Origin of the sequence: Streptococcus sp. UBA3373 (assembly GCF_002360305.1) — a bacterium.
GTDB classification, from domain to species: Bacteria; Bacillota; Bacilli; order Lactobacillales; family Streptococcaceae; genus Streptococcus; species Streptococcus alactolyticus.
Genome location: NZ_DEQF01000028.1, coordinates 56,765 through 65,863, shown reverse-complemented (window position 1 = coordinate 65,863; position 9,099 = coordinate 56,765). Strand labels below are relative to the sequence as shown.

At 38.6% G+C, this 9,099-nt stretch carries 14 protein-coding genes; all 14 read right to left on the bottom strand.

All coding sequences use genetic code 11. From position 1 onward, the window contains the following. Window positions 1-46: 46 nt before the first annotated feature. The 14 genes from B3R79_RS04275 to B3R79_RS04210 all read right to left on the bottom strand — a co-directional run bounded on the left by B3R79_RS04275 (window position 47) and on the right by B3R79_RS04210 (window position 9,080). On the bottom strand, window positions 47-190 hold the full coding sequence (locus tag B3R79_RS04275) for a hypothetical protein (RefSeq protein WP_004233105.1): 144 nt from the start codon (window positions 188-190) through the stop codon (window positions 47-49). Window positions 191-316: 126 nt separating this feature from the next. Then, a complete protein-coding gene (locus B3R79_RS04270) occupies window positions 317-1,054 on the bottom strand; it encodes a class I SAM-dependent DNA methyltransferase (RefSeq protein WP_004233106.1) in 738 nt (245 codons plus the stop codon). An 85-nt stretch (window positions 1,055-1,139) separates the two neighbouring features. Further along, window positions 1,140-1,493 carry a ribosome silencing factor gene (gene rsfS / locus B3R79_RS04265; protein WP_168260392.1) on the bottom strand — a complete coding sequence of 118 codons (354 nt, stop codon included), beginning with the start codon at window positions 1,491-1,493 and terminating at the stop codon, window positions 1,140-1,142. After that, window positions 1,494-2,006, bottom strand: a complete 513-nt coding sequence (locus B3R79_RS04260) for a cysteine hydrolase family protein (RefSeq protein ID WP_168260391.1) — start codon at window positions 2,004-2,006, stop codon at window positions 1,494-1,496. Further along, window positions 2,003-2,599: a bis(5'-nucleosyl)-tetraphosphatase (symmetrical) YqeK gene (gene yqeK / locus B3R79_RS04255; protein WP_235281122.1), complete on the bottom strand. Its 597-nt coding sequence runs from the start codon at window positions 2,597-2,599 to the stop codon at window positions 2,003-2,005. Before yqeK ends, B3R79_RS04260 begins: the two co-directional genes overlap by 4 nt. Continuing rightward, window positions 2,589-3,227: a nicotinate-nucleotide adenylyltransferase gene (locus tag B3R79_RS04250; RefSeq protein WP_293693943.1), complete on the bottom strand. Its 639-nt coding sequence runs from the start codon at window positions 3,225-3,227 to the stop codon at window positions 2,589-2,591. Before B3R79_RS04250 ends, yqeK begins: the two co-directional genes overlap by 11 nt. 41 nt (window positions 3,228-3,268) lie before the next feature. Continuing rightward, window positions 3,269-3,583: a ribosome assembly RNA-binding protein YhbY gene (gene yhbY, locus B3R79_RS04245; protein ID WP_154454789.1), complete on the bottom strand. Its 315-nt coding sequence runs from the start codon at window positions 3,581-3,583 to the stop codon at window positions 3,269-3,271. A 17-nt stretch (window positions 3,584-3,600) separates the two neighbouring features. Continuing rightward, on the bottom strand, window positions 3,601-4,719 hold the full coding sequence (gene yqeH / locus B3R79_RS04240; RefSeq protein WP_293693941.1) for a ribosome biogenesis GTPase YqeH: 1,119 nt from the start codon (window positions 4,717-4,719) through the stop codon (window positions 3,601-3,603). Next, window positions 4,719-5,246 carry a YqeG family HAD IIIA-type phosphatase gene (locus B3R79_RS04235; protein ID WP_204984227.1) on the bottom strand — a complete coding sequence of 176 codons (528 nt, stop codon included), beginning with the start codon at window positions 5,244-5,246 and terminating at the stop codon, window positions 4,719-4,721. The genes yqeH and B3R79_RS04235 overlap by 1 nt, the downstream gene beginning before the upstream one ends. A gap of 142 nt (window positions 5,247-5,388) precedes the next feature. Beyond that, a complete protein-coding gene (locus B3R79_RS04230) occupies window positions 5,389-5,868 on the bottom strand; it encodes a hypothetical protein (protein ID WP_293693938.1) in 480 nt (159 codons plus the stop codon). Then, entirely contained in the window at window positions 5,825-6,100 is a 276-nt protein-coding gene (locus tag B3R79_RS04225; RefSeq protein ID WP_293693936.1) for a hypothetical protein, read from the bottom strand. Before B3R79_RS04225 ends, B3R79_RS04230 begins: the two co-directional genes overlap by 44 nt. Before the next feature lie 123 nt (window positions 6,101-6,223). Further along, window positions 6,224-7,612, bottom strand: a complete 1,389-nt coding sequence (locus B3R79_RS04220) for a DHA2 family efflux MFS transporter permease subunit (protein WP_168260387.1) — start codon at window positions 7,610-7,612, stop codon at window positions 6,224-6,226. 8 nt (window positions 7,613-7,620) lie between these two features. Beyond that, entirely contained in the window at window positions 7,621-8,037 is a 417-nt protein-coding gene (locus B3R79_RS04215; protein WP_293693934.1) for a MarR family winged helix-turn-helix transcriptional regulator, read from the bottom strand. Window positions 8,038-8,156: 119 nt separating this feature from the next. Further along, a complete protein-coding gene (locus tag B3R79_RS04210; RefSeq protein ID WP_235281170.1) occupies window positions 8,157-9,080 on the bottom strand; it encodes a DMT family transporter in 924 nt (307 codons plus the stop codon). Window positions 9,081-9,099 lie beyond the last annotated feature (19 nt).

Genomic DNA, 9,099 nt, shown 5'->3' with positions numbered 1-9,099 from the left:
TTCTAATAGCTCTTTTGTTTTATCCTCAATGGAAACAATATCGAACTTAGCCATGATCCACCTCACAATTTAGAAGTGAACAACGCAAAAAGCCTGCCATTTTTTCTGACAGGTTAGTTTTTATATTTAGTTTATTTTTTATTACATTATGCGAAGCATTGATATATACAGCTGCAAGGGTTTTCGCCATTTTTGAAACTCCTTAAAACTTTTAATTTATTATTATTTTACCGCATTTTATAAAAATTGTCTGCGTAAATTAAAAAAGAAGGTGATAACTATTATTTCAATAGATAACCTTCTTTTTATTTCTCCCCTACTTCTGGCACACAAAGAACCAGCGTTCTGATTTTTTGCGTGGTTTTTTGTCTTCGAAATCAGCGTAGAGTTTGAATGATTTAAAGCCTGCTTGTTCCAAGAGAATGTCGTAAGTCAAGACTTCGTAAGTGCGTTCTTCGTGGACTTCGTCGTAGCGTGTGAAGCGTCCGTCTTCGTCTTGCAAGAAGAATGTCAATTCGTGGACAACTGAGTGCGGCGCGTCATCAGCGTACGTATCCCAGACCATAGCAAATTCTTCTGCATTTTCGTGGTAAGAATAACCAGGAAAGACAGTATCAGTTTTGTAAGTTGAGTGCACGTCAAAGATAAAGACACCACCGTCATTTAAGCTGTCGTAGACTTGTTTGAAAACATCACCGACTTCGACTTCATCAGCCATGTAGCAAATAGAATCTGAATAGCATGTCACCAAATCATATTTACCAGCTTGCGACAAATCAAGCATGTTACCTTGTTTGAATTCGATAGCTTCACCTGCTGCTTCTGCGCGTTTTCTCGCGATTTCAAGCATGTCTTCACTCAAATCTAGCCCAGTCACATCAAAACCAGCTTTAGCAAAACGTACTGACTGAATCCCAGTTCCGCAGGCTAATTCCAAGAGTTTTTTCTTGTCTTTTGGAAAATGGCGGAGCGAAAAGTCTGTCCACTTGTCATAAAGGCTGTCGTCCATGATGGCATCATAAACAGCCGCAAATTTTTCGTAGTTTTTGTTCATTGTTTTGTCCTATCAAACTTCTATCATTCTTAGAATGAAATAATCTGAGACAAGTGCCTCAGATTATAAGAATAATGCTGCAAAATTAAGCAAGGTATTCTGACACGTCAACCATTGGTGCTTCATGCCAAAGTTTTTCAATGTTGTAGTGTTCACGTTCGTCTTCTGAGAAAATATGGACAACAACATCATTAAGGTCAAGAAGTACCCAACCTGTACGACTATCACCTTCTGCATGGCTGGCTATACCAGCGACTTCTTTCACTTTTTCACGAATATTTTCAGCAATAGCATCCAATTGACGAGTGTTCATAGCGCTCACGACTACAAAATAATCAGTCACACTAGTCAACCCGTAAAGGTCCAAAACGACCATATCTTCTGCACGTTTCTCATCAGCTGCTTTCACAACCAATTCTAGTAATTCTTTTTTATCCATTTAATCCTCTTTTAAAATTTCTTCTAAATCAGCCACTTGGGCAAAACGTCCATTCCAAGTGCTTTCATAATGCTGTATTAATTGTTCTGCTGTAATTTCTCTTTCAGCAAAGGTAGTCGTGCCATTTTTAATAACTACCAAATCATAGCCAAACTCAAACGCCACCTTAACAGTCGTATCAATGCAATAATTCGTTGCCATGCCAATGATAATCAGCTGATCAATAGATTGGCTATCCAGATAAGTCTGTAAATGAGTTTTTTTAAAAGCACTATTATAATGCTTATCAAAAATTTTCTCGTCAACTTCTGGAGCAATAGCTTCGTAAATTTCCCAGCCATGACTTCCTGTTAGTAGTTCGTCGTCATTGTGGCGGACGTAAATCACCTCAATGTTTTTCTCTCGACAAGTGGCGATTGCTTTTTGCCAGACAGACAAGCAGTTATCAACTGCATACGGTTTAGCCTCTATCAAGGCTGTTTGAATATCAATCACTAACAGAGCTGTTTTCATTTGTCATCTTTCATAAACCCAACATACGCATTATAAGTTTCAATGGTTTGTGGGAAGATTGGAAAGGCTTGGTGTGCAAGGTGCTCAACGGTATGAACCGTTTCATAAGCCACTGCCTTATCTAATGATTCTTTGGCAATCGCACGCGCTTCTTCCACCAAAGGAAAACGACGACCAGGCTCAATATAATCTGCCACATAAACAATCTTATCTAGCAAAGACATCTGACTTGAGCCAACTGTATGCGTTTCAATGCTGTGCAAGATATCCTTATCTGTCACGCCCAAATCTTCCTGAATCTTGTAAATACCAACCAGGCCATGCCAGACATTGTTGCCCCATTTTTTGAGTTCTGGGTCAAGATTATACTTGTCAATCAAGTCTAAAAATTCTTGGTCTGAAATCTCTTTGGCATAATCATGCAATAAACCTGCGAGCCCTGCTTTTTCCTTATCGTAGCCATAACGCTCTGCCAATTCAATAGCTGTCTGTTCAACCCCAAGAACGTGATTAAATCGCTTGTCGCTCATGACAGCCTTGATTTTGGAAAGCAAGTCCTCACGGCTCGTCCCTGTGTACTGCTCATAAGTCACGATACAGCCCTTCTTTCTCAATATAATCAATCACAGGTTTAGGGAGTAAAAAGTTTGGTTTCAAACCTTTTTCAAACTGGTGACGAATCAAACTTGATGAGATATCCATCATAGGCACATCCACCCAAATCACAGGATAAGACGTCCCTGCCTTGTATTTTGGACGTTGCACACCGACGAATTGCACCATTTTGATAAGTTCATCAATTTTGTGCCATTTTGACAAATAATCCACCATATCTGCACCGATGATGAAATAATAATCCACATCAGGATTTTTTTCCGTCAACAGTTTCATGGTTTCATAGGTATAGCTGACCCCTTTACGCTCCAATTCAATGGTTTCAATGCCTAAACCGTCAATACCCTCAATTGCTAATTCCAGCATTTTCAAACGATGCTTTTCATCGATCGTGTCTTTCTGGTCAACGTGTGGCGGTAGGTATTCGGGCATGAGAAAAACCTCGTCCAAGCCTAATTGCTGGCGAACTTGGTCTGCAATAACCAAATGGGCATTGTGAACAGGGTTGAAATTTCCTCCTAAAATACCAATTTGTTTTCGATTTGTGTCTTTTTCTTTCTTTTCTAACTCAACTTTGGTAAAGGGTGTTAGCAATTCTATTGCCATAGTGACGACCTCCAAGTCAGGCGACTTCCTAAACGACGAGCTTATTTGTTTAGCTCTTTTACTTTTGGTGATAGTTTGCGATTTTGTTTTTTAGACGATTCCTTGTAAAGAATCAAGATACGCCCAATTTTCAAAACCGTATCGCAACCAATTTCTTCTTCTAAAATGTCTGCAACCTCATGAATATCTTCGTCCGTATTTTGAAGCAAGGTTACTTTAATCAATTCACGAGCGTCCAAAGCTTGTCGAACACTGGTCTTGATTTGGTCATTTAGACCATTTTTCCCAATTTGTACAATCGGTTTCAAGCTATGTGCTTCTGATTTCAAAAAAGCACGTTGTTTTGATGTTAGCATGACGGTCCTTTCTTTTGTTAAATCAATGCCTTACGGAGCAAGACAGCAACCCCTTCAGGTGCCCAAGCTGCAACGGTCACAGGCTTTTGTTCTGACGCTTTCACACGAATCCAACCAAGCCCTGAATACACGATATCCATCTTATCTTTAATGGTAAATTCGTGACGAACTAATGGTGGAAAATCAGCTAATTCCTTGTCTGTTGGCGGTGTTAAAAGAGTACCAACGTGTTTATCGTATAAGGCATCTGCTCCAGCTAATTTGGTGCGATGCAATTTCAAATTATTGTCAAAATAAGCGGTAAATCCTTGTTTGTCGCCAGAAATGAAGTCAAAACGTCCCAAACCTGCTAAAAACAAGGTTTGTTCAGGGTTGAGCTGATAGGTTTTTGGCTTTATTTCTTTTTTAGGGCTGATGTACTTCAAATTCTTATCACTGAGGTAATGCGCCATCTGATGACGGTGAATAATACCTGGCGTATCAAAGATATAGCTCCCATCGTCCAAAGGAATTTCAATCTTATCAAGCGTTGTCCCTGGGAAACGTGAAGTCGTGATAATATCTTTTTCACCTGTGACTTCTTTGATAATCGCATTGATCAAGGTTGATTTACCAACATTGGTCACACCCACCACATAGACATCACGCCCATGACGCAAGCTTTCAATCTTCTCAATCAAGTCTTTGATTGCTTGGTGATTTTGAGCACTAGTCAAGATAACATCTACTGGACGCAAGCCCTCTTCATGGGCACGCTCTGTCAACCATTGTGTTACCTTGCTGTCTTTAACAGACTTAGGTAAAATGTCTTTTTTATTTCCAACCAACAAAACGTCATTGCCAGAAACAAAGCGTGGCAAACCTGGGATAACTGATCCATTGAAGTCAAAAATGTCCACTACATTGACCACAAGGGCATCACTATCTCCCACTTCATGCAACAATTGCAAGAACTCATCATCGGTCATGTGCACATCAGTGATTTCATTGTAGTGACGTAGTCTAAAACATCTTTGACAATACAATTCGCCAGTCTCTAAGCCCTTTTCAAGAGCAGCTTTCGGTGTGTATCCTGCTTTGTCTTTATCTTCTGTTTGAATTTTGGCTCCGCAGCCAATACATACTAATTCTTCCATTAAATTCCTTTTTGATATTGGATTTTTCCGTATTTTTCTTCAAGTTTGGCCCAAACACGGCGTTCACGCCAGCGATTAATTCTAGTATTCCAAGCATCAGATTTAACCAAAGGTCTTACCAAAACAGACTGAATATCAGCACGGTGAGCCGCACGAATATCTGTCATCAATTGGTCACCAACCATAATCACCTCATCACGATCAAAACCGTAACGCTTGATGGCTTTATTAATGCCACGTGTGAATGGTTTCATGGCACGGCTCACAAAGTCCACGCCAAAACGAGAAACGGCACGATTGACACGGGAATGTTTGTTGTTTGACACGACCACAACAGCAATATCAGCCATCGTCATCTCATCCAACCATGCCCGCACCTCAGGCGTACCATCAGGGTTATTCCATGCAATTAAAGTATTGTCTAAATCCACTAAAACGGCATGAATCCCACGTCGTAACAAGTCTTCTGCTTTTAAATCATAAACTGCCTCAACCACGAAGGTCGGCCTATAATCGTCTATACTCAAATTACTCTCCAAAAAAATATATTTTACTATTTATTTTAACATATTTGCCAAAATATGGCGAATTGAAAACCATTCCCACATAAGGAAATTTAATAAAAAAAGAACCCAAGAAAAGTTTTCCTCAAGCTCTTTTAAAATTTTCTTATTCTTTAGGGTCAATATTTTCAAATTTTAAATCTGAAACATTGATTTTAACACTGATTTTATCGTCAGATTTGAGATTAAGTAATTTTTCTAAATCTTGACTAGCGTATTTTGCTACTTTCTTCTGATATTTTTCCTGTGCCATAACATTGTTACTTGTTTTATAAATAGCATTTTGGCTTTTTTCATCTAAAAATTCCATTGCTTTTTTATTCGAAGTAACAACATCAACTGTTTTATCAACAATTCCAGATGAAGAAGACAAAATTTCAAGGCCACCCTCTTTTTGTGAATCAACTTTTACAGTTAAAGGATTTTTGAAAGTTAAGACATTGTCCTTGATTTCAATATCATTTTGTGAAATATCAGTTAACTCCAACTTGAATTCTGTTTTTACAGGAATTTTCACTTCCAGTTTACGACTAACAATCAAATCAGGCAATTTTCTTTGTCCAATCTGGCCAATCTTTTGTTGCATTTGAATTAAATCTTTGAGTTTGCGTAGTCTCTGCTGCTGCCTCAGCCACAAGTAATTCATGTCTCTTTGAAAAACGTTTAACAACAAATTCGTATTTATCCTCTGTATCACCTTCAAAGATTTTTTTAAACCAATTGTTACCTTTCAAATAAAAGACAACAGCTGCAATGACAGCAAGGATAACTAAAATTCTAGCAATTTCTTTTCCTAAAGCTTTTCCAATGCTTTTCATAATCATTTTCCTCCATTTCAATAAATTTTATTATAAGATAAAGTCCGTAATTAAACATGTCAATCGCTTCTGTACATTTTTTGAAAATCCATCAAAAAAAGAGTGACAAAGCACTCTAAAAAATTAATTTTCTTTACCATCAACAACTCTAAATAGGATAATCAATTCAATAACAGCTAAGACAAGCAAAATGATAAAAGCATTTCGTGACCCTCTAGCCGTTGCTTCTGCATAGCTGATACTTGTGTTTGATTGACTGAGCGCAACAACCAAGGATGCAACGGTCGTTCCAACTGCGCCAGCAAATTGTTGCAAAGTATTAAAGATAGCATTGGCATCTGCTCGTTTGTCTGAAGTTACTTGTTTTTGACCATTTGTCATGATATTACCAAAGGCAATTCCAGTACCTGCCATTGATAGAATATAGATAACAGTTAACCAAGTATTCGGTAAATGCAAAGCCAAAATGCTAAAGAGACAAAGAGCAAAGGCAAGCAGACTAACTCCAAAAATAATTGGCTTTTTAGCACCTAAACGATCTAAAATTCTGCCGCTAAATGGTGCAAAGCAGGCACCAATAATTGCTCCTGGAAAGACTAAAAGACCTGCGACAGTTGAACTTGAATGATTTACTAACTGAATATAATTCGGGATAATAAAAGACATTCCTAGATTGACAATTTGAAACAGGAAAAAAGCAATAACATGTCCAGCAAATTTACCATTTTTAAGAATAGATAAGTTAACAATTGGCTGTTCTAGATGTGAAGAACGTTTTACCAAGACAAGAAGACCAGCAATTCCAACTGCCAATCCTCCTAAAACAGGCACACTAAAGAAATCATATTCAGCCAAATTATTAATTCCTAAAATCAACCCAACAAATAAGCAAAGAATAGCTATAACGCTAATTAAATCCAAACTTTCACGCGCCACTTTATTTTTTTGTTCAATAGATATTACCCCTAAAATTAAAGAGATTAACAAAAGCGGGGTAAGCAAGACAAAGATAAAACGCCATCCAAAATGTGATGAAACAAATCCACCAAATGTTGGTCCAACCGCTGGAGCAACAGCGGTAATCAAAGTTCCAACACCCATCATCGTACCGATTTTACTCATTGGAACTTGGTCCAAAATAATATTAAACATCAAAGGAAGCGCAATTCCGACTCCAATCCCTTGAATGACACGCCCGACCAAAAGCAAAGCAAAACTTGGCGCAATGCTATCAATTAACACGCCCAAAATAAACAGTAAGTTAGCTGTCAAAAAGACTGATTTTGTCTTAAATGAACGCTTCAAATATGCTGATAAAGGCACTACTGACGCCACTACCAAAAGGTAGATTGTCGTCATCCATTGAACCGTTGATGTGGTGATTCCAAACTCTTTCATAAGAGTTGGAAAGGTGATGTTCATCGCTGTTTCAACGACCACCCCACAAAAGGATAACATTCCAACAGCAATAACTGCTCGAATCACTTTAGGTGAAATTTTTTCTTCTGACATGGTTCCTCCTACTTCTTCTTAACATAATAATCTAAAATCTTCTCAAAAATGGCAATTTCGTCTTCTGAAAAGCGTTCTTCCAACTCTTTTTCTTGGAGTTGAAAATACGAACGACATTCTGCTACTAAATCTTGCGCTTTTTGAGTCAGATGCACCGATTTTTGGCGGGCATCTTTTTGCGAAACTTGGCGATAAATCAACCCTTTTTTCTCCATGCGCTGTAAAAGCACAGTTGTTGTTGAACGTTGAATATTGAATTCCTTTTCAATGTCTTGTTGAAAATACTCTTCCTTTAATCCATAACTGATAAAGTCAATGATTGACATTTGCATTCCCGTTAGATCAAAGGGTTTTGCAAACTGGTCAAATTCCCGCCCTAGTTGGTTACTGGCTTTTTTAACCAAACGTCCAATATTTTTTTCCATAACAGCACCTCTTTCGTTAGCTAGCTAACTGTTAGGAAGCTAACGAAATATATTGTACTCTTGTTTTGAAAACCTGTCAAGAGATGAAAACAAAAAAAGTTAAGGTTTTCCTTAACTTTTCACGTTTTATTCATAGTGCGCCATTGCTTGCGAACCATAAACAAATCACGTAGGGATAGCATTAGCACGGCGACAAGAATGAGAAACATTCCCGTAAAATCAATGGAGTAGAAGATTTCATGCATCACCATTACCGAGAAGAAGACTGAGGATACTGGCTCTATGGCTGCCAACAAACTGCCCTTGACCGCACCGATGATAGCACTGCCTTTAAGGAAAAAGGTGTAAGCAAAGACCGTCCCAACAATAATAATGCCAAATAAGGCAAGCAGGTTGTCAGGCGTCAAAACCAAGGGGTATTGCCAAGAGCGCGTCAAGATGGGAAAAACCACTCCGCCCATGAGCATACCAAGACCAACTACCGTAAAACTCCCAAATTCACGAATCAATTTTGCAGGGAGAACAATGTAAAAAGAATAAGTCACCGCTGAAAAAAGTCCCCAGAAAAAACCCTTGGGTGTTATGGCTAAACCGTCAAAACGGCCATGCGTGGCAATGATAAAGGTGCCCAAAATAGCTAAAAGAATAGCCACACTTTCAGACAAATCTGGCAGCTGCCTCTTTTTAGCAGACACATAAGCCAAAATCAAAATCGGTGCTACGTATTGCAAAACCGTCGCCGTTCCTGCATTGGTGTACTGAATAGCCATCAAATAAGCATATTGGTTCATCAAAAGCCCAATCAAAGCAAAGACTGCAATTTTAGCAAGCACCCTTTTTTGTCGAATGGCCAGTGAGAAGTGCTGGGGCTGATAGACCATGGCCATGACTGTCAATAAAAGACCTGACACAATCAAACGCAAGCTGCTTAGCAAATTGATATTCATGCCGTTTGCCATGAGGTACTGCCCAGAAATTCCTGAAATCCCCCAGGTAATACCTGCTACCAGCACCATGATTGTTCCCTTGATATTTTTATCCATCTCAGCTCCACTCCACAAA

Bases quoted from the DNA above. Each gene is read 5' to 3' on its own strand.
- B3R79_RS04275 (WP_004233105.1), bottom strand. From the start codon at position 190: ATGGCGAAAACCCTTGCAGCTGTATATATCAATGCTTCGCATAATGTA.
- B3R79_RS04270 (WP_004233106.1), bottom strand. From the start codon at position 1,054: ATGAACAAAAACTACGAAAAATTTGCGGCTGTTTATGATGCCATCATG.
- rsfS (WP_168260392.1), bottom strand. From the start codon at position 1,493: ATGGATAAAAAAGAATTACTAGAATTGGTTGTGAAAGCAGCTGATGAG.
- B3R79_RS04260 (WP_168260391.1), bottom strand. From the start codon at position 2,006: ATGAAAACAGCTCTGTTAGTGATTGATATTCAAACAGCCTTGATAGAG.
- B3R79_RS04250 (WP_293693943.1), bottom strand. From the start codon at position 3,227: ATGGCAATAGAATTGCTAACACCCTTTACCAAAGTTGAGTTAGAAAAG.
- yhbY (WP_154454789.1), bottom strand. From the start codon at position 3,583: ATGCTAACATCAAAACAACGTGCTTTTTTGAAATCAGAAGCACATAGC.
- yqeH (WP_293693941.1), bottom strand. From the start codon at position 4,719: ATGGAAGAATTAGTATGTATTGGCTGCGGAGCCAAAATTCAAACAGAA.
- B3R79_RS04230 (WP_293693938.1), bottom strand. From the start codon at position 5,868: ATGCAACAAAAGATTGGCCAGATTGGACAAAGAAAATTGCCTGATTTG.
- B3R79_RS04225 (WP_293693936.1), bottom strand. From the start codon at position 6,100: ATGAAAAGCATTGGAAAAGCTTTAGGAAAAGAAATTGCTAGAATTTTA.
- B3R79_RS04220 (WP_168260387.1), bottom strand. From the start codon at position 7,612: ATGTCAGAAGAAAAAATTTCACCTAAAGTGATTCGAGCAGTTATTGCT.
- B3R79_RS04215 (WP_293693934.1), bottom strand. From the start codon at position 8,037: ATGGAAAAAAATATTGGACGTTTGGTTAAAAAAGCCAGTAACCAACTA.
- B3R79_RS04210 (WP_235281170.1), bottom strand. From the start codon at position 9,080: ATGGATAAAAATATCAAGGGAACAATCATGGTGCTGGTAGCAGGTATT.